Raw genomic sequence first — 19,588 nt, 5'->3', positions numbered from 1 at the left:
TGATCTCCCGATCAGCCACGTTTTACATACCAATTAAAACCGCAATAGATGAACAAAATTTACTTATTCAAGTATGGCTTGGCTATGCTGTTAATGCTCTGTGCATTCACCACTTTTGCACAAACCGTATTTACCGGAAAAGTGCTGGATGAAACCAATCAGCCCTTACCCGGCGCTACTGTCCGGGTCAAGGAAACCGGTCAGTCGACGGTAAGCGATGGTAACGGAACCTTCCGGCTGTCCAATATCACCCTCCCTTCGATTACCATTTCAGTGAGTTTTATTGGGTACGATGCGACCGAAACCTTGCTGACTCAAGGGAAAGCAGCCACGGTCCAACTCCGCCCCAGTTCACGCAATTTAACCGATGTGGTCGTCGTTGGCTATGGGACATCCCGTAAATCGGACTTAACCGGATCCATCTCTACCGTTGGGAGCAAAGATTTAAATCCGGGCCCGATTACCAATCCTTTGCAGCAACTGGAAGGCAAGGCTGCCGGTGTGGACATTACGCAAAGCGGCAGCGAGCCGGGTACGACGCCCACCGTGCGTATCCGCGGGATCACTTCCTTGCAGGGGGGTAACGACCCGCTGGTGGTCGTGGATGGTGTACAGGGAAATATGGACTTGTTTAACCAGGTACCCCCCAGTGAAATTGCATCGGTAGACATTCTGAAAGATGCTTCGGCAACGGCTATTTACGGTTCACGCGGTGCGCCTGGCGTCATCATTGTGACCACAAAGAAGTCAGCAGCCGGCAAAACCAGCGTGGAGTACACCGAAAACTCTTCATTGGATGTGATCGCCAACAAACTGAAGTTATTAAGTGCAGACCAGTGGACCCAGCAGGCCGCTGCCCAGGGCGTGGATGCTTCGGCCAACCACGGTTCAAATACCGATTGGTTTGGCTTGCTGACCCGCAATGGCTATACGCAAAACCATACCCTGGCTTTCGGCGGTGGTACCAACAGTTTCAATTACCGGGCATCGGTAACGGCCATCAGCCAGCAAGGTATCGTGATCAATTCAAAGTTCAGTAATTATATCGGCCGGCTGACCGCGACACAGAAGGCCTTGGATGACCGCCTGACGCTTACGCTGAACCTGAACAGCGGGACCAATGATTATACTTACAGCCCTACAGGGGTAGGTAATGCAGCGTATACATCCAACCTGATCAGCCAGGCTTATGTCGCACGGCCAACCGACCCGGTGTTCAACACCAACGGAACCTATTATGTCGACCCCAACGTGTTTCAATACACCAACCCTTACGCGGTTGCACAAACGGTGAGTAACGATAATCACATCAATAACCTCTTCGGCAGCCTGCGGGCTGATTTGGAGCTGACCAAAGGGTTGACTGCAGGATGGTTCGGCAGCTGGCGCAAGGTGGATTCCAACAATGGTTACTATGCCCCGGCGGCTTCCACCATTACCAGTGCGGTGAGCTATAATGGTCAGGCCCACATCAATAACAATCATGTCGACGAAAAGCTGATGGATATCAACCTGACCTATAAAAAAGATATGGGTGTCAACCACTTCGACGCTACGGTAGTCTATGAATGGCAAAAGCAAACCTATAACGGGAGCTACGCCGCTGCCAGAGGGTTTATCAATGACTTTGCCACTTATAACGCGTTGCAGTTAGGTACCCTCGCCAATGCCCAGACCGGCGATGTGTCATCCTACAAAAACGACCGTGGTTTGGTGTCTTTCTTAGGACGAGTTAATTATTCGTACAATAACCGCTACTTAATTACTGCCAGCTTCCGTCGCGATGGTTCAACCGTGTTTGGGGTGAATAACAAATGGGCAAATTTCCCCTCGGCATCATTGGCCTGGCGTGTAGATCAGGAGGATTTCATGAAGAACCAGCATATCTTCAGCAGCTTTAAACTTCGTGTAGGTTATGGGGTGACGGGTAACCAGCAGGGTATAGGGCCTCAAAATTCCATTGCATTGGTGGGCTTAAATCCGACCAGTCCGACGGTATATTTCGGCGGTTCTTTGATTCCTAACTATTCCGCCAGTCAAAACGCCAACCCTGATTTGAAATGGGAAACGAAGAAGCAGGCCAATGCCGGTATTGATTTTGGATTTCTGAATGACAGGCTGACCGGTACGGTAGATGTGTTTACGGCCAATACCGATAACCTATTGTTTAATTATACTGTACCTGTACAGGGACCATTTTTAATTAATTATATATTGGCCAATGTAGGAAGCCTGCAAAACCGGGGTTTGGAGCTGACCTTGAGTTACGATGTACTTAAAAGCAGCAATACCCGCTTAACCCTTGCCGGTAACGGAACATTGTTGAAAAATAAAGTATTAAGCTTAGGGGGCAACATTCAAGGCTATAACATTCCTACAAATTACGTCGGTTTAGGTTCAAATGCTTATCTGGTAGTCGGCAAACCAGTAGGGGTTTACCGCATTTTACAACACCAGGGCAAAGACGCCAACAATGCCGAAACGGTAGTTGACCAAAATGGGAACGGCACTATTGAATTACAGGATGCCAGCCCGGACAGAATAGAGGCCGGCCAGTCGTTGCCTAAATATACATATGCCTTTACCCCAAGTTTCGCTTACAAAAACTTTGATGTATCTATGGTATGGCGCGGTTCGGGCGGTAATAAGATTTATAATGGCGTTCGCCAGCAATTTAGCTTACTGCAAAACTTGGGTAAATCTAATGTATTGCAAAGCGCTATTCCGCTGGGTATCGAATCTACCCAATACAGTTCTGATTTGTGGTTGGAGGACGGCGCCTATTTAAGATGGCAAAATCTTTCGATTGGTTACCGGTTCAATTTGCCGAATGTGAGATTCATCAATGCCTTACGCGTATCATTAACCGGTCAGAATCTGGCCTTAATTACCAAATATAAGGGCCTCGACCCTGAACTCGTCGGCTCAAACCTGTCGGGCGGCGATTACGGTACTTACCCCCGTACCCGCACATTCTCTGTTGGACTGAATGTTATTTTTAAATAAGAATATCATGAAAAAAATATTACCCTGCATTTTCTTCGCCACCCTTGCCGCAACCAGTTGTACCAAGGTCGATGAAAAAGTATACGATAAATATCCTGCTTCACAATTTTACAGTACGCCTGCCGGTGCGGATAACGCGCTGGCCACCGTATACGGAAAGATTTCTGGTACCTGGGGCAGCAACTATGCCGGCCGCGATAATTGCTGGTACGATTTAAACAGCTTCTCGGCCGATGACCAGGTGATTCCGCACCGTAACACCGGCGACTGGCAGCTGGACTTTGCCCAGCTGTATACCCATACCGCCCAGCCTAGTTTAGGCATCATCAGCAACACCTGGAACTGGTTGTACTCATCGGTTTACAGTGCCAACCTGGCTGTGGCACAGTTGACTTCGGCCAATGCCGAACCCTCTAAGATTGCTGAGGCGAAGGTGTTGAGAGCCTGGTTTTATTACCTGCTGATCGATGATTTTGGTGATGTGCCATTTTACACGGATAACAATACCGACGTTTCCAAGATACCGCAAACTCCAAGAGCCACCATTTACAAATTTATTGTCGATGAGCTGAAAGCCAACGTGGATGTACTTTCGGAAACCCGGGGTGGCGCTTACTACGGCCGTTTCAATAAATGGGCCGGCTATATGTTCTTAGCCAAAGTGTATTTAAATGCCGGTGTATACACCGGTACCCCTGCCTGGGGTGATGCACTGGCGGCTTGTAATAAAGTCGCCTCCGGCGGTTTTACGTTACATCCTGCAAGCGCCAATACAGCCAGCCCGCTTGGCAACACTTATTTTGATTTGTTTGGTGATGTATGCCCCGACGACGAAACCATCTTCGCCCTGTATTTAAAAGAAAATGTCGTGAGCGGCAATATCTATGGGATCAGAAGTTTAAACAGTGCGAACGGGAATGCGCTGATTGGTTATAATGGCTGGAATGGTACGATCATCCTGGCCCCGTTTTATAATAAGTTTAATGCAAGTGACATCAGGCGGCAGCAGTTTTTGGTCGGGCAGCAGGCCAAAGGTGCTACGACTTATAACCCCACGGTTTCCTCTATTATTTCTCCGGGCGCTGCGCCTGATGAAGGTATCCGCGATGTAAAATTCTTTCCGGCAGCACCGGTGGATGCCAGTGGCGCATCTAACGATTTTCCGATCTACCGCTATGCTGACTTGTTATTGATGCAAGCGGAATGTAATGTGCGTTTGGGAAATCCTGCCGCAGCGCTGCCCTTCATTAACCGGGTAAGGCAACGGGCCGGACTACCGGATTTGACCACCGTAACGCTGGATAACCTCTATGATGAGCGCGGCTTTGAGCTGGTCTTTGAAGGACACCGCCGGCAGGATATGATTCGCTTCGGACACTACGAAGACCCGCGCGAGTTCGTCACCGCCCCGATCCCGGTAACGCAACGGTTGTTTCCGATCCCCACCAGTGCCATCAATGCGAACCCGAACTTAAAACAGAATCCCGGCTATTAATCCTTAATCACCATGAAAAGATATATATACAGCGTTTTCTTGTTAGGTTGTAGTCTCCTGGCGTCCTGTAAAAAAGATGCACAGCTAACTACCCTGCAGCCGATAGGCTACAGCTCGGCACTCACCAGTTCGGCAAGTACCGTAGCGCTGACAGCGGCCAATGATACATCGTCGGTGCTCACCCTGTCGTGGCCGGCGGTCGTTTACCCGGTTAAAGCATCGGTAACTTATACGTTGCAAGCCGATGTTGCAACCGATACCGTAGGTACGAATGCCTGGGCGGGTGCCACCAGCACCGTGATTGGTAAAGATGTACTGAGTAAATCGTTTAAAGGCTCAGATTTGAATACCATGGCTACCGCACTTGGCCTCACCGCCGGTGCTCAAGGTAAACTGGTGTTCAGGATACAGGCTTATCAGGACCGCTATGCCTATTCAAACGCCGTAGCTGTAAGCGTTACGCCTTATAAATTAGCACCTACTTATCCAGTGTTATATATTCCGGGCGATTATCAGGGCTGGGACCCTGCAACTGCGCCCGTAGCAGCGGCGTTGCGGTCAGATAAAATTTATGAGGGCTACATCAACATCCCGGCTGGTGGTACCAACTATTTTAAATTTACCAGCGCCCGCGACTGGAACCACATTAACTATGGCGATGGCGGCAGTGGCAAATTATCCACCGATGGTTTGGCTGCAGGCTTACAGGTGCCCGGCCCCGGCTATTATGAAGTATCAGCCAACTTGAACACTAATACCTGGACTTATACTAAAACTACATGGTCTATTTTAGGAGATGCAACACCTGGTGGTTGGACTACCGATACGCAGTTAACCTATGATGCCAGTAATAAAGTTTGGACCGTTACTGCTAACATGGTTTCAACGGGTTCATTCAAATTCAGGGCGAATAATGCGTGGGTCATTGATTTTGGGGTTGATGCTAACGGTAAGCTGGCTTATGCAGACAGTCCGGTATACGGTTACAATGCAGCCATACAAAATATTACCGTGCCTACCAGCGGCAACTATACCATCATGCTCGATTTGCACGACCCGACCAATTACACTTACAAGCTGAAGAAAAATTAATCATCAGGCCGTGCACACACGGCCTGGAATTTTAAACCGCTATGAAATTTAAAACGAAAAGTTACCTTATAAAAGCGTTGCTGCTTTCGGTCATCACTATTTTTAGCTGTTGCAAAAAAAGCAATGATCAACCAGCCAACCCTGCTTACCCCCAATACAATACCCCTTTTGCTGGTGTGCCTGCCACACAGGATGCCATCATCTATCAGGTAAACGTACGCGCCTTTAGCAAGGATGCCAACTTAAATGGGGTGACTGCACGCCTGGATTCAATCAAGGCTTTGGGCGCCAATGTGGTTTACCTGTTGCCGATCTATCCGGTTGGTGTAGTCAAATCAGCCGGTGGGTTGGGCTCACCATATTCAGTGAAGGATTATAAAAACGTAAACACCGAGTTTGGTAACCTGGATGATTTACGGGCGCTGGTTGATGCTGCCCATGCCAAAGGCATGGCCGTGATGCTGGATTGGGTCGCCAATCATACGTCATGGGATAATGCCTGGATTACTGAACATAAAAACTGGTACCAGCAGGATGCCAATGGTAATATTACATCGCCCTCAAACTACTCGGATGTAGCACAGCTCAATTTCAGTAATCAGGATATGCGTAGCGCCATGATTGATGCCATGAGGTACTGGGTGTACACCGCCAATATTGACGGCTACCGCTGCGATTTTGCCGATAACGTACCTATGGATTTCTGGAAACAGGCCATTGACGCGTTGCGCACCATCACCAGCCACCGGCTGATGATGCTGGCGGAGGGGACCCGCAGTGATCATATCAAAGCTGGCTTTAATATGGTATACGGCATGTCTTATTATGCTACACTTTCGAGCAAAGTGTTTGCCAATGCCGGTTCGGTGACTTTATTGCAAAACGAGAACGTAAACGAATACGCCAGCTCTCGTCCGGGCTCGCAGGTGCTCCGGTACATCACCAACCATGATGTGTACAGCAGTGACGGCAGTCCGGTAAATATTTACGGTGGAAGAACGGGTTCCTTATCCGCCTTTTTGGTCACTGCTTATATGAAGGGGGTACCCATGATCTATAACGGTCAGGAGGTCGGGACCACTCGTGATTTGAATATTTTCTATCGTAATCCCATTGACTGGACCGCTAACCCGGATATGACGGCTGAATACAAGCGCATCCTGAATTTCAGAAAAAGCAGTGATGCAGTAAGAAACGGAGATTTAACCGCTTACAGCAGTGATGACGTCGCCGTATTTACCAAAACCACTGCTGCGCAAAAAGTGCTGGTGATTGCCAACCTGCGCAACAGGGCCGTTACTTATATTATGCCATCTGCGCTCACCGCATCCGGCTGGAAAAACGCTTTTACCAATACAGCTGTAACACTGAATAGTCAGGTGTACCTACAACCTTTTCAGCATATGGTTTTGGTACAATAGTTTATCAACATTAGTATTTAGTGATCATATTGCTATAACAGTTAGGTGCAAATGAACAGGTGTAGAATGAACTGGTTTTGCGGTGTGCTGTATATGACCATGGCAGTAAAAGCCTATGCACAAACAGTACCCAACTCCCCCGAGGCGATAATCACTAACGGTTTACTACAAGTCCGCGTTTACCTGCCGGATAAGCATACAGGCTACAACCGCGGGCCCAGGTTTGACTGGGCCGGAGTGATCAATAAATTACAATACCAGGGGCATGACTACTTTGGCAAGTGGCAGGATACGTACAATCCTGCTGCACATGATGCAGCCATGGGCCCTGCTGAGGTTTTTGATCCGGTAGGCTTTGAAACCGCTAAAGCAAGCGAAGCCTTTATTAAAATAGGAATAGGTGCCCTGGTCAAACCTGATGATCAGGCTTATGATTTTATGAAACCTTATGCCATGGCCAATTCCGGCAAATGGACGGTAACGACCCAAGCTAACCAGGTGCAGTTTGTTCAGGCGTTAAATCAGGGCAGGTATGCTTATATTTACCAGAAGTGTGTGCAGCTGAAACCCGGAAAGCCGGTTATGCTGATTACCCATACCCTGAAAAACAACGGACGGCAGCCGATCAACACCACTGTTTATAACCATAACTTTTTTGTGATAGATTCCACGACCACCGGGCCCGGCTCGGTGGTAATCTTTCCTTTTAACTTAAAAGAGAACATCAGCAGAGACGCCGATTACATCAGGATTGACAGTAATCAACTCGAGTTTACCAAAGAGCTCAAAAACAAATATATTTCCTTTCCAGATCTTACCCATGGGGAAGGATCGGCTTACCACATCCGGGTTGAAAACCGAAAAACGGGGGCAGGAGTAGAAATGACGGGCGACCGGCCCATCGCAAAAATTGCCTTTTGGTCATCACTGAAAACCTTTTGCCCTGAGCCCTACATCAACATCAGTCTGCCACCGGGGCAGGAGATAAGCTGGACATTAACCTACACTTTCTACACCATTGCTCATTAAACCCATTTTATACATCTCTACATCACCACTATGTTAAAAACCATACGCAGCACCTTCGTTCATTTTTTGTTGCTGGCCTTGCCACTTTATGTCATGGCTGCAGCAACACCCAAGGTTCAAAAAAATACATTAGTGACTTATCCGCTTCCATCAGGCCTTCAAGCCAGTACAGTTTATATCGTCAAGATAAACAACACGCCTGTAGAGGTAGAGCAGGTGGGCAGCGGGGGCAGGGAAAATCTGCATGCCGCTAATTTCTCCTGTGCCGGGGCTCAGGTAATAACGATTACCGCACCCGAGAAAATCAGCACTTATGCGATACGGCCGGCGAGTCGCAAAATAGCCGCACGGATAAAGGGTAACACACTCACTTTCACCTTGCCGGGTCCACAAAAGCTGTATATCGAAGTCAATCACCTGCCTGATCTGGCGGTTTTTGCCAACCCGCTGGAAGTAGAGGTGCCACAAAAAAGCGATGCCGGTGTAACTTATTACGGTCCGGGCGTGCACAATGAAGGCAAGATAGAGCTCAAAACCAACCAAACGCTTTATATAGCCGGCGGTGCTGTAGTGAATGCCGACCTGCGCGGCCGTAATATCAGCAACGTTAAAGTTTTGGGCCGCGGCATCTTGAACGGCAATGTACGTATTGCCAACAGCAGTGATATTTTCATAGATGGCGTATTCATCCGCAACACCAAAAGCTGGAGCAATACGCTGATTGATTGCCATAATACGACTTACCGTAATGTAAAAGTATTCAGCTACCAGACCGTTTGGGGGATAGACGGAATCGACCCGGTATCGTGCAAGAATTTTACCATCGATGATTGCTTCATCCGTACCCGGGATGATTGTATCTCCATTAAATCCATGGAGCGCTTTGGCAACGATACGGTAAAGAACATCAACACCGATTCGATTACGGTAACCAATTGTGTGCTGATGGGCTGGTCACATGCCGATGGGGTAACCATGGGTTTTGAACTGCAGGGCGGTCTGGCGCAACATGTACTGGTAAAAAACTGTGATATACTGGCTTCGGGCGGGCAAGGCAGAACCGGCGGCCATGCCGGGTTTAGCATCGTGTGTGATGGCCCCGCACTGGTGCAGGATATCCGTTTCGAAGACATCAGGGTAGAAGATAAAATGGAGTATAAAAACCTGGAGCTGATCGTTACCGAAGGCCGGAGGTATGGCACCGCCGGCCCTGGGAATATTAAAGGCGTTTACCTGAAAAACATCCGCTGGCAAAATCCCAACAAGCCTTTCGTGATTGCCGGGGTGCCTGATAATTGGGTAGAGAATGTCGTATTCGACCATTGTTATTTAGGCGGAAAGCCCTTGACCAGCTTTAAGGACGGCGATTTTCAAACCGAGTTTGCAAAATATATCCGCTTTATTTCAGGGAAGTAGCTACAACGTTGTTGGAGGTAATTGCACACTGCAAATCTTGACATTTTAATCAAATACATAAACACATGAAAAACGATATAACACGGTTGGTATGGGCGCTGATGATGGCGTTCCTTGTGCCATTTGTTGCCATAGGGCAAATTTTAAATCCCGTTCAATATGGAAAGCCTTACACCCATATGCCCGACAGGCGGGATGTCAGCATCTACCAGGTAAATATGCGCGCCTTTAGTAAGGATGGCAATTTCAAAGGCGTTATTGCGCGCTTGGATTCCATTAAAGCTTTAGGGGTAAACGTCGTCTACCTGCTGCCCGTTCACCCGGTGGGCGTATTAAAAACTGCCAATTCCCCTTACTGCGTAAAAGACTATCTGGCAATTAACACAGAATTTGGAACGTTGGAGGATTTACGAGCCTTGGTCGACGGTGCCCACGAACGCAAAATGGCTGTGTTGCTGGATTGGGTAGGGAATCATACCTCTTGGGATAACGCCTGGATTACCGAACATCCGGACTGGTACAAGCATAATGCCGAAGGCAATATTGTGAGCCCCATGGGATGGCGTGATGTGGCCCAGCTCAACTTCGATAATTCAGCAATGCGGCGGGCCATGATCGGCGCGATGAAATACTGGGTGTACGCCGCTAATATCGACGGTTTCAGGTGTGATTACGCCGATGGCCCACCGGTTGACTTCTGGAAACAAGCGATTGATACGCTTAAAAATATACGCACCCACAAACTGCTCATGCTGGCTGAAGGGCAACGGCCGGGCAATTACCAGGCAGGCTTCGATTATAATTTTGGTTTCAAATTCTTTGAAGGGTTGGAGTCGGTATTCAAAAAAGGCAGATCGGTTAAAGTGATCGATACTCTAAACACCTTGAACTATGTGGGTGCTGCAGGGGGGCAGCAAATTGTACGTTACCTGACCAACCATGATGTAAATGGCTCTAACGGATCGGCAGTGGAAATTTTTGGCGGCAAAAACGGTTCCATGGCGGCCTTTGTAGTGGTGGCCTATATGAAGGGCGTACCGCTCATTTACAACGGACAGGAGGTCGGCTTGCCTTACCGCCTGGTGTTCCCCTTCACTTCTGCCAAAGTGGACTGGAGCCTTAACCCTGAGGTAACGGCAGAATATAAAAGAATAATAGCCTTCCGTAATGCCAGCACCGCTATCCGTCGCGGAAAATTAACTTCATATACGACAAATGATATTTGCGCTTTCACCAAAGAGGATGGCGGTAAAAAAGTAGTGGTGATCTCTAATTTAAGAAACAAGTCACTCACTTTCGCTGTGCCGACCGCCCTGGCTGGAACCTGGAAAGATGCTTTCACCGGCGCCAAAACCACCGTAGGTGCTACCATTACCATGAAACCTTATGCTTACATTGTCCTCAAAAATTAAAGACACGGTTCACCTTGAGGATTTGTCATGTAATTAAACAAATTTATAGTTGCAATAATTACACTGCTGGCGCTGGGTACCGGTGGCGCAAATGCCCAGCCGGGACCAATGGTAAGTTCCGGAACCGTCAGTAAAATTGAAGGTGGATCCACAATGTCAAGTCTCGGGTAACACGAGAGGCATAAGGTCTGTTAGTAATATGTTAAGGTAAACTTTCGGCTTACTAAAATGACGGTACGGCGTTGGCCAAGGGCCGAAAGTCATACCCGATGAAGCAAACAAAAAAGCATCCGAGCCCTTTATTAGGAAAATTTAATCACGCATGATCCCCATCAACGACTTAGTGATACCCGCCGCGCGAAAAGGCGAACTTCCGGTTTTACAGGAGCTGATTAGGCAAGGCGCCGATTTGAACGTCAGTGATGAAAAAGGGTACACCCCCTTGATCATCGCCTGTTACAACCATCAGGTTGCGGCCGCAAAGTTGCTGCTGGCACATGGGGCCAACGTTAATGCAGCTGATTTGGGCGGGAACACCGCGCTGATGGGCGCTGCTTTTAAAGGGTATGCGGATATTGCCCAATTGCTCATAGAACAAGGCGCTAACCTGAACCTGCAACATGGCAATGGCGGTACAGCATTGATGTTTGCGGCGATGTTTGGCCGCAACGAGTTGGTTAAACTGCTGCTGGAAGCGGGAGCTGACCGCTATATCCAAGATAGCAGAGGCCTGACCGTATTGGATTTAGCTGTTCAGCAGAACAATGACGAAGCGATCCAGCTTTTACAACAAGAACCTTTATAACAAAGAAGCCTTGCCGCAATTGCGGCAAGGCTTCTTTAAGAAAATACTTATTGATATTAAGCCGGAATTTTCCTAGGCTTTTCCCTTTCCCAAAAACGGTGCAGTTTGATGGCCTCAATAAATGAAGTTGCTAATTGAGCTGCGTCGCCGCTCACGATCACGCCCTCATCGCTTTCCATCTTCTTGCTGAAGTAGGTGGCTTCCAACACTTGCAGCGCCTGCTCATCGGCGGCTATGGCTTTGCAGTGTTTAAACGCTTCGTTCAGGAAGTGTACCGCATCGGCATCTGCTTCCAAGGTGGCTACACTGTTCAGGCCACCCGGTATATACACTGCATCAAACAACACAGATGCTGCGCCCAGCAGGCTTTCGTCTACGTGTATCTTATCGTCGTTAGCTGATGTCAGGTAACCTAAACGGGGCGCAATAATTTCTGTTACGCCGCCTGCTGCTTCGATGGCTGCTTTCACTTCGCTCAAAGATTTTCCGTCCACACCATCAGCCGCCAGTATGGCTACTTTACGGGTTTGTATGCTGTCTTTAATGGTATTCGCCATACTTAAAGCTTCGGATTTGATCAAAGCGCCCTCCACCTGTATAGAGGCATAGTCAGCCGGATTGGCGTCTGCCGGAATGTTTTGGTTCAGTTCGTTATCCAGCGTTTCAGGTATATGTAAACCCAATGCATAAGCCACTTCGGCCGCCAAACCTTTGTCGATCTGGGCCAGAAAGACCAGCATTCGTTCGCGAATGGCCACCACTTTCACTTTGCCCAACTCGAAACATAGTGCATCGGTCAGGTGATTTTTCTCTGGGTCAGATTGGCTGTTCAGGAATAGCCGCGCCTGGCTGAAATGATCAAAAAAGCTTTTGCTCCGGGCTCTCACCTTACTGGCCGATATCCGTTCCGGGTAGGTCACAAAACCACCATCGGCTGCTTTGGCCTGTCGCGGATCGTTGTTGCCTATGGCATTCGGACTATAGCTGGTTTTGCCTTTATTGATCGTTTGGCGCATGTGGCCGTCACGTTGGTTATTATGGATCGGTACCACGGGACGATTGATCGGGATCTCCTGGAAATTAGGGCCACCCAGCCGGGTGAGCTGCGTGTCGGTATAGGAAAATAAACGGCCCTGTAACAGCGGATCATTCGAAAAGTCGATGCCTGGTACGATATGGCCCAGGTGATAGGCAACCTGTTCGGTTTCGGCAAAGAAGTTGTCAGGGTTGCGGTTCAATGTCATTTTTCCAACGCGTTGTACCGGCACTAACTCTTCAGGAATAATTTTCGTGGAATCCAGCAGGTCAAACTCGTATTTGAACTCATCTTCTTCCGGTACAATCTGCACGCCTAATTCCCATTCCGGGAAGTTACCGCTGTCAATGGCATCCCACAGATCCCTGCGGTGAAAGTCCGGGTCTTTGCCCGATATGTTCTGCGCCTCGTCCCAGGCGACAGCGTGTACGCCTAATAGAGGTTTCCAGTGAAACTTCACAAAGCAGGCTACGCCTTCCGCGTTCACCAGGCGGAAGGTGTGCACGCCGAACCCTTCCATCATGCGGTAACTGCGAGGTAAAGCGCGGTCGCTCATCACCCACATGATCATATGGGCCGATTCCGGTGTCAGGGAAATAAAATCCCAAAACGTATCATGCGCCGAAGCAGCCTGCGGGATCTCGTTATCCGGTTCCGGCTTCACCGCATGAATCAGGTCGGGGAACTTGATCGCATCCTGAATGAAGAAGACCGGCATATTGTTGCCGACCAGATCGAAGTTGCCTTCCTGGGTATAAAACCGGACCGCGAAGCCACGCACATCACGGGCCAGGTCAGTGGAACCTTTGGAGCCGGCTACGGTAGAGAAGCGAACAAAAACCGGTGTTTCTGTTGCTGTATCGTTCAGGAACAGCGCTTTAGTGATGGGAGCCAAAGATTCATATACTTTAAACACGCCATGCGCGCCCGAGCCGCGTGCGTGGACCACGCGTTCAGGAATCCGTTCATGATCAAAGTGCGTAATTTTTTCACGCAGAATAAAATCTTCCAGCAGAGTAGGGCCACGATCACCTGCCTTCAGTGAGTTTTGATCATCGTTTATCTTCAGACCGGTGTTGGTGGTCATGAATTCGCCTGTCGCGTCTGCCGTATGGGGCGCCAGGTTCTCTGTTTTGAGATTGGCCGGCTGCGCGCCTTTATCTAAATTTTTGGTATCGCCGGTCGCATCCACACCTTTTTCCGTAACTTTTTTAGTTGTCATGTTGAAATGAATCTTTGGGGTTAGGCTTCTTCGGAAGCTTTGTAATTGATATCACCTTCGGCTACCTCCGTCAGTAATTGATCGGCTGCCTTTTCCTCTGTCAGGTTTTGATAAAGCAGTTCCGCCACATCGTCGTGTCCCAATGTTTTAGCCAATTGTGTTAACCCACCATAAGTGGCTATCTCATAATGTTCGATCTTTTGAGAAGCGAGAATGATGCCCACGTCACGGGTGGCGGTACCCGATTCGGTACTTTCCACGATGCCTTGGCCTTCTTTGACCAGCCCTTCCATGGCATCACATTTCTTGGCGAGCACTTTTTCGCCCAATAATTCAAACACTTGTTCCAGCCGGCTGATTTGTCCCTGGGTTTCTGCCAGGTGATCACTAATGGCTTTCTTGAGTTTTGCAGATGTGGCCGCCTCAATCATCTTCGGCAGGTTTTGGGCCAGGTGGTTTTCTGCCCAATAGATATCCATGATGCCGTCCAGGAACAGTTCCTGTAAAGCCGGTTCCGCCTTGGGGGAGGTTTTGGTCGTGAACTTGGGTTCCGTACCCGTTTCTTTTTTCATAAAATTTGCAGATTTTGATTTGAGGGATGTGTGTGGATAGAACCCTTGATTCAAACGTATGTTTCAATTAATGAAAACTATTGCTATTCATCGCTGTACTGATGGACGCATAAAAACTCGGGCATCACTGCAGTCCGCCACGATCTGCCTGCAAATTTTAGGCTGTCAGGGATATCGCGTTTTACCTCATAACCGCGGCTATTCACTTGTCACTTTCCCGAGGTGTCAAGGCCTGCTTCTTAAATGCTATCTGCAAGAGGATGTTGGTGAAATTCTGTACATGAGCCCAATGGCCATAGGACGGCCAGTCCAGTTTCTGAAACAACAGCGCAATAAAGAGCCAGGAATGCTGGGAGTTTAGTCCTGGAAATCACTTACCTTTGCCACTGACGTTCTTTACCAGAAGAAATCTTCCAGCAGCAAAGGTTTCCCCGTCGAGGGGAATTAATAAGGAACCGTGTGCAAATCACGGGCTGTCGCGCAACTGTAAGTAACATTTCCAGTGATGACCACGTAAAGAAAATCCATTGTTTGCCAGGCAAATGAGAAGGACGGTTCATCATGTTACAAGCCAGGAGACTTGCCTCTGCTGTTTTAAGACCGATGCTTTCGCGATTGAAGCAGTAGTCAATGGACAAACAGGATAGCTATAGCAGCAGGGCTGAGTTGCGCCCGGCAGTAATGGACTTCTATTGTTTATTTCTACACCCATTTCCCGAAGGCATACCAAAAACGTAAGGAGCATTAATCTTTCATTAATGTTTAACCCACAAGTTTTATGCGTATGCTAAAAAACAACCTCGGCTATCCCAGAATGGGCAGCCACCGACAACTGAAAAAGGCCAGCGAGCAGTATTGGTCAGGAACCTTAGAGCTGAAGGAACTCAATCAGGTCACCCGCCAGCTCAAAGAAGAAAATTGGCAAATCCAGCTGGATGCGGGGATTGACCTGATTCCCTGCAATGATTTCAGTTATTATGACCAGGTACTGGACATGAGCCTGCTTCTGGGCGCTATCCCCAAACGGTACTCACCTGTGCTTAGTCAGGTGCCCTCCAATCAGGAAATCGACCTGTACTTCGCCATGGCGCGCGGCTATCAGCAAGATGGCTTGGATATCACCGCGATGGAGATGACCAAATGGTTCGACACGAACTATCACTACATCGTTCCGGAGTTTACGGCTGATCAGGAGTTTCGTCTCTTTTCTGAAAAGATATTCGCTGAGTATCATGCCGCCAGACAACAGGTCGGCAACAAAGCAAAGCCCGTGTTGATTGGTCCGGTGAGCTATTTGCTGCTGGGTAAAGAAAAAGAAGCCGGCTTTCACCGGATTGACTTGATTGTGAAATTGGTTCCCGTGTATGTCGCGATTATCAATAAACTCAGATCCTTGGGCGCAGAATGGATTCAACTGGACGAACCGTTCCTCTCACTTGACTTATCCAAAGCAGAGAAAGACGCCTTTACTTATGCTTACCGCGCTATCGCCAACCGGGTGAGTGGCGTAAAACTGATGCTGGCCACTTACTTTGAAGGTTTGCTGGATCATACCGCACTCGCGGTGAGTTTGCCGGTGACAGCACTGCATCTGGATTTAGTGCGGGCACCGGAACAATTAGATGAAGTGCTGAAACTGATGCCTGAGCACTTGCAACTTTCACTGGGGGTGGTGGATGGCCGCAACATATGGAAAAACGATTATGCCCGGTCATTACCCCTCATTCAACAGGCGGTGGACCGCAGAGGAACTGACCGTATTATGATTGCACCTTCCTGTTCACTGCTGCATACACCGTTTGACCTGGAACTGGAAACTGAACTCGACGACCAGCTGAAAAGCTGGATGGCATTCGCCCGGCAAAAGCTATCCGAAATATCTGAATTGGCTGAGCTAGCCGAAGGGAATACCACCCTGCTGCAAGCGAATCAGCAGGCGATCGAAAGCCGCAGCATTTCCGAACAGGTGCACCGTGCTGAAGTCAAAGCCAGGGTAGCCGGAATTGATGCAACTCAGGCCAGTCGCTTAAGTGCTTTCCCGGCGCGCCAGCAGGTACAACAAGCGCGGCTTCAACTTCCCGCATTTCCGACAACTACCATCGGTTCCTTCCCGCAAACGGCTGATATTCGCCAGCTGAGAGCCCGGTACAAAAAAGGGGAATTGACCACCCAGCAATATGATCGCGCCTTGGAGCAGGCGACCATCGAAGCGATTCGCTGGCAGGAAGAGATCGGATTGGATGTACTGGTGCATGGCGAGTTCGAACGTAATGATATGGTGGAATACTTTGGTGAGCAGCTCAACGGCTTCTTATTTACTAAAAACGGCTGGGTACAGAGTTACGGCAGCCGCTGTGTGAAGCCGCCAGTGATTTACGGAGATGTGAGCCGCCAGCAGGACATGACGGTACGGTGGAGCCGTTTTGCAGCTGCACACACGCATCAGCCGATGAAGGGGATGCTTACCGGTCCGGTCACGATGCTGCAATGGTCATTTGTACGGGATGACCAGCCGCGAGAAGTGACGGCTAACCAGATTGCTTTAGCGGTACGCGATGAGGTGGTGGCTTTAGAGCAAGCCGGCATCAGGATCATACAGATTGATGAACCCGCCATCCGGGAAGGGTTGCCATTGCGCCAGCATAAACGTCCGCACTATCTGGACTGGGCGGTGAAAGCTTTTCGTATTTCCGCCAGTGGTGTTCAGGACGAAACGCAGATTCATACGCATATGTGCTATAGTGAGTTCAACGACATCATGGAGCACATCGCCGCGATGGATGCGGATGTGATTACCATCGAAACTTCCCGTTCCCAAATGGAGTTGTTGCAAGCGTTTGCCCATTTTGAATATCCGAACGGAATCGGGCCCGGTGTCTATGATATTCACTCGCCGCGGGTGCCTGGCGTGGAAGAAATGGTCGCCTTACTGGAGAAGGCTGCCGCGTTATTGCCCGCGTCTAAGTTGTGGGTCAACCCGGACTGCGGGCTGAAAACACGCAAATGGCCGGAGACGAAAGCAGCACTGGTCAACATGGTAGCTGCTGCCCGGCAGGCACGGGAACTCCTCCTGATTGAACCGTAAAAATTTACTTTAACAGGAGGGCGGCGGAAATTGCTGCCCTCCTGTTAAATTCATCATTCAAAAGAACGAATTGGGAGTGATGATGACCATATCGAACATTGGCGGAAATCACATAGCTGCTGCTTGCACTGGGAAACGTAACCTGCACCGATTGCTCACGAACATGCGAAGGTGCAGTGATGAACAGTAGCCTGCTGGCGGCCGGAGAATGAACGTCACTCTAAAAAAAGTCGTACCCGGCAGTAACATCAAATAGGGATAGCATAGGTGACAGATAAACCCAACCGAAGCATCCGCCGTGTCTATCGCATCACCTCCGGTCTTACGAATGAAGCGAGCGTGGGTATGGTAGCCTTCCTGCTATCGGCCGAATGCCATTTTTTGGAACAACGAAAGCATATACAAGATTGCTAGTGCAGTACTAAGCCACTCGTTCTGTGTCCTCCCAGATATGCCGTACATTTTGCACCATGGTCTAAGCGATAAATGCATAAAGGATTAGCTGATCCACCTGCAGCTTACCAGCACCCGCCTTTGTCCCTATGGACGCTAAGTGTTTGTGATTAATGTGTTGGTAAAGTCATCACGCTCAGAAGAATCGCGTGAAATTTGCCTTGCCTTTGATTAATTAAGATTATACTCCATGCCCAAAAACAAGGCAGCGTTGCCAATCACTATTGGGTTGACACCTTCAGGTACTGAAGATCGGACTCATCCAATCGAAAGCTATAGACTTGGTGCATTGATATTCCTGAGATGGCATAAAAGTTTTCGATTGGACACAAATACGAGGGCGTGAGATTAAAAGCGGCGAAAATTAGCGATAGAGTACAAAGCGTACGGGCTGGAAGCCAAATCGACTATGCTTTAGTAAACGAACGTTCGAAAAGCGTTTATGCTCAGGAGCGCAGGGACTCGCGTTACCTCAACAGGTGTTAAAATTCGTTAAATTAATGCCATTCGGGATGAATGTCAATAGCTTAGTAACTGGAGTTCATCTTATTAATCCATCAATCCAAATAAATTTGTATGAAAATAATTCGCGATAGCATCGTTATCTACCTGTTTGCTCCGCTCATGTTGATCGTGGGTTGCAAACCATCCCGGCATGCGGATATTGAAGATGCACCTGCATTCAATTCCCGGCATATGTTTTCAAAACATGTGAAAGATAGCTTTTATATCTCGGTACAGGTGCCTTTGGCCTACTCCAAAAAGCCATTGCAGCGCTACCCGGTAGTAGTAGTGACCGATGCTAACTTTTTTTTTCCGATGCTTGGCCCCGTACTGCACCAATATGAAAAAGGGAGGTTGCTACCACCGCTAATCCTGGTAGGCGTAGGCTACCGTTCATTCGAAGCAATGAATGCCTCGAGAGTAAGAGATTATTTGTATCCCCAAGCCATTACCTCCGATGAGATGCAGGCAGTTGGAGGTGGTCAGCGCTTCTATCACTTTATCACCTGCGAATTATTGCCGGAGATTGACGCCAAGTACCGCACGCAACAGGGGCATCGTACCTTAATGGGACATTCATTTGGCGGCTATTTTTCTGCGTATGCGCTGCTGGAACAGCTTAATACCAACAGAGCTGACTTTTCAAATTTCATTTCAGCAAGCCCTTCATTATGGTATCACAACAATTACTTGTTTCAGCTGCCGAAAAACATATCGCTAGGAGCCTCTACCGATTCCCTAAGCCTGTATTTAAGTGTAGGCGGGTTGGAAGACTCAACCTGGACCATATCCCCCGTCAGGCGCTTGTCAGCTCAACTTCATTCCCAAACGGGTAGCAGATTGAAAACCACGATGTTTACCTATCCGAATTTGGATCATATGGATGTGGGCCTGATTGCATTCATCAAAGGACTCGAAAGTATATACCAACAGTAGAGAATGCACCGAAATAGTGCAACTAAATGCCATGGATAAGCTTGAATCCTTTGTTGCCCCCGTTAAAGCGTGGGCATGAAAAAATCAGTGCAGCGGCACACGTT

12 protein-coding genes and 1 riboswitch are annotated in these 19,588 nt (G+C 48.7%); of the genes, 10 read left to right on the top strand and 2 right to left on the bottom strand.

Annotation, left to right across the window (positions count from 1 at the left end; all coding sequences use genetic code 11):
- Positions 1–48: 48 nt before the first annotated feature.
- From ACYVNW_RS11950 to ACYVNW_RS11915, 8 genes are all read left to right on the top strand, one after another.
- The gene (locus ACYVNW_RS11950) at positions 49–3,006 is read left to right on the top strand and encodes a SusC/RagA family TonB-linked outer membrane protein (RefSeq protein WP_460680100.1); all 2,958 of its coding nucleotides are present in this window, start codon (positions 49–51) and stop codon (positions 3,004–3,006) included.
- 7 nt (positions 3,007–3,013) lie between these two features.
- Entirely contained in the window at positions 3,014–4,501 is a 1,488-nt protein-coding gene (locus ACYVNW_RS11945; protein WP_460680099.1) for a RagB/SusD family nutrient uptake outer membrane protein, read from the top strand.
- A 12-nt stretch (positions 4,502–4,513) separates the two neighbouring features.
- A complete protein-coding gene (locus ACYVNW_RS11940) occupies positions 4,514–5,593 on the top strand; it encodes a SusE domain-containing protein (RefSeq protein WP_460680098.1) in 1,080 nt (359 codons plus the stop codon).
- Between the two features lie 41 nt (positions 5,594–5,634).
- Positions 5,635–7,014, top strand: coding sequence for an alpha-amylase family glycosyl hydrolase (locus ACYVNW_RS11935; protein WP_460680097.1), 1,380 nt, complete (start codon positions 5,635–5,637; stop codon positions 7,012–7,014).
- Positions 7,015–7,080: 66 nt separating this feature from the next.
- Complete coding sequence (locus ACYVNW_RS11930; protein WP_460680096.1) at positions 7,081–8,043, top strand: hypothetical protein; 963 nt, start codon at positions 7,081–7,083, stop codon at positions 8,041–8,043.
- Between the two features lie 30 nt (positions 8,044–8,073).
- Positions 8,074–9,459 (top strand): glycosyl hydrolase family 28 protein, encoded by a 1,386-nt coding sequence (locus ACYVNW_RS11925; protein ID WP_460680095.1) that lies wholly within the window; start codon positions 8,074–8,076, stop codon positions 9,457–9,459.
- 65 nt (positions 9,460–9,524) lie between these two features.
- Positions 9,525–10,871: an alpha-amylase family glycosyl hydrolase gene (locus tag ACYVNW_RS11920; protein ID WP_460680094.1), complete on the top strand. Its 1,347-nt coding sequence runs from the start codon at positions 9,525–9,527 to the stop codon at positions 10,869–10,871.
- A gap of 322 nt (positions 10,872–11,193) precedes the next feature.
- Positions 11,194–11,676: an ankyrin repeat domain-containing protein gene (locus ACYVNW_RS11915; protein WP_460680093.1), complete on the top strand. Its 483-nt coding sequence runs from the start codon at positions 11,194–11,196 to the stop codon at positions 11,674–11,676.
- 56 nt (positions 11,677–11,732) lie between these two features.
- Here the strand turns inward: ACYVNW_RS11915 and ACYVNW_RS11910 are convergent, their stop codons facing one another.
- Positions 11,733–13,934, bottom strand: coding sequence for a catalase (locus ACYVNW_RS11910; protein WP_460680092.1), 2,202 nt, complete (start codon positions 13,932–13,934; stop codon positions 11,733–11,735).
- Positions 13,935–13,954: 20 nt separating this feature from the next.
- Positions 13,955–14,506 (bottom strand): YciE/YciF ferroxidase family protein, encoded by a 552-nt coding sequence (locus ACYVNW_RS11905; protein WP_460680091.1) that lies wholly within the window; start codon positions 14,504–14,506, stop codon positions 13,955–13,957.
- A 406-nt stretch (positions 14,507–14,912) separates the two neighbouring features.
- Positions 14,913–15,108: riboswitch (cobalamin riboswitch) on the top strand.
- A gap of 182 nt (positions 15,109–15,290) precedes the next feature.
- On the opposite strand from ACYVNW_RS11905, the gene metE reads away from it, so the two are divergent.
- Entirely contained in the window at positions 15,291–17,591 is a 2,301-nt protein-coding gene (gene metE, locus ACYVNW_RS11900) for a 5-methyltetrahydropteroyltriglutamate--homocysteine S-methyltransferase (RefSeq protein ID WP_460681013.1), read from the top strand.
- Between the two features lie 1,029 nt (positions 17,592–18,620).
- Positions 18,621–19,484 carry an alpha/beta hydrolase gene (locus tag ACYVNW_RS11895; RefSeq protein ID WP_460680090.1) on the top strand — a complete coding sequence of 288 codons (864 nt, stop codon included), beginning with the start codon at positions 18,621–18,623 and terminating at the stop codon, positions 19,482–19,484.
- The last annotated feature ends 104 nt before the right edge of the window (positions 19,485–19,588 follow it).

Source organism: Mucilaginibacter koreensis (genome assembly GCF_054783355.1).
This window is presented reverse-complemented; position numbering and strand designations above follow the sequence as displayed.

Excerpts from the sequence above, each read along its gene's own strand:
- ACYVNW_RS11950 (WP_460680100.1), top strand. The coding sequence starts at position 49 with ATGAACAAAATTTACTTATTCAAGTATGGCTTGGCTATGCTGTTAATG.
- ACYVNW_RS11945 (WP_460680099.1), top strand. The coding sequence starts at position 3,014 with ATGAAAAAAATATTACCCTGCATTTTCTTCGCCACCCTTGCCGCAACC.
- ACYVNW_RS11940 (WP_460680098.1), top strand. The coding sequence starts at position 4,514 with ATGAAAAGATATATATACAGCGTTTTCTTGTTAGGTTGTAGTCTCCTG.
- ACYVNW_RS11935 (WP_460680097.1), top strand. The coding sequence starts at position 5,635 with ATGAAATTTAAAACGAAAAGTTACCTTATAAAAGCGTTGCTGCTTTCG.
- ACYVNW_RS11930 (WP_460680096.1), top strand. The coding sequence starts at position 7,081 with ATGAACTGGTTTTGCGGTGTGCTGTATATGACCATGGCAGTAAAAGCC.
- ACYVNW_RS11925 (WP_460680095.1), top strand. The coding sequence starts at position 8,074 with ATGTTAAAAACCATACGCAGCACCTTCGTTCATTTTTTGTTGCTGGCC.
- ACYVNW_RS11920 (WP_460680094.1), top strand. The coding sequence starts at position 9,525 with ATGAAAAACGATATAACACGGTTGGTATGGGCGCTGATGATGGCGTTC.
- ACYVNW_RS11915 (WP_460680093.1), top strand. The coding sequence starts at position 11,194 with ATGATCCCCATCAACGACTTAGTGATACCCGCCGCGCGAAAAGGCGAA.
- ACYVNW_RS11910 (WP_460680092.1), bottom strand. The coding sequence starts at position 13,934 with ATGACAACTAAAAAAGTTACGGAAAAAGGTGTGGATGCGACCGGCGAT.
- ACYVNW_RS11905 (WP_460680091.1), bottom strand. The coding sequence starts at position 14,506 with ATGAAAAAAGAAACGGGTACGGAACCCAAGTTCACGACCAAAACCTCC.
- metE (WP_460681013.1), top strand. The coding sequence starts at position 15,291 with ATGCTAAAAAACAACCTCGGCTATCCCAGAATGGGCAGCCACCGACAA.
- ACYVNW_RS11895 (WP_460680090.1), top strand. The coding sequence starts at position 18,621 with ATGAAAATAATTCGCGATAGCATCGTTATCTACCTGTTTGCTCCGCTC.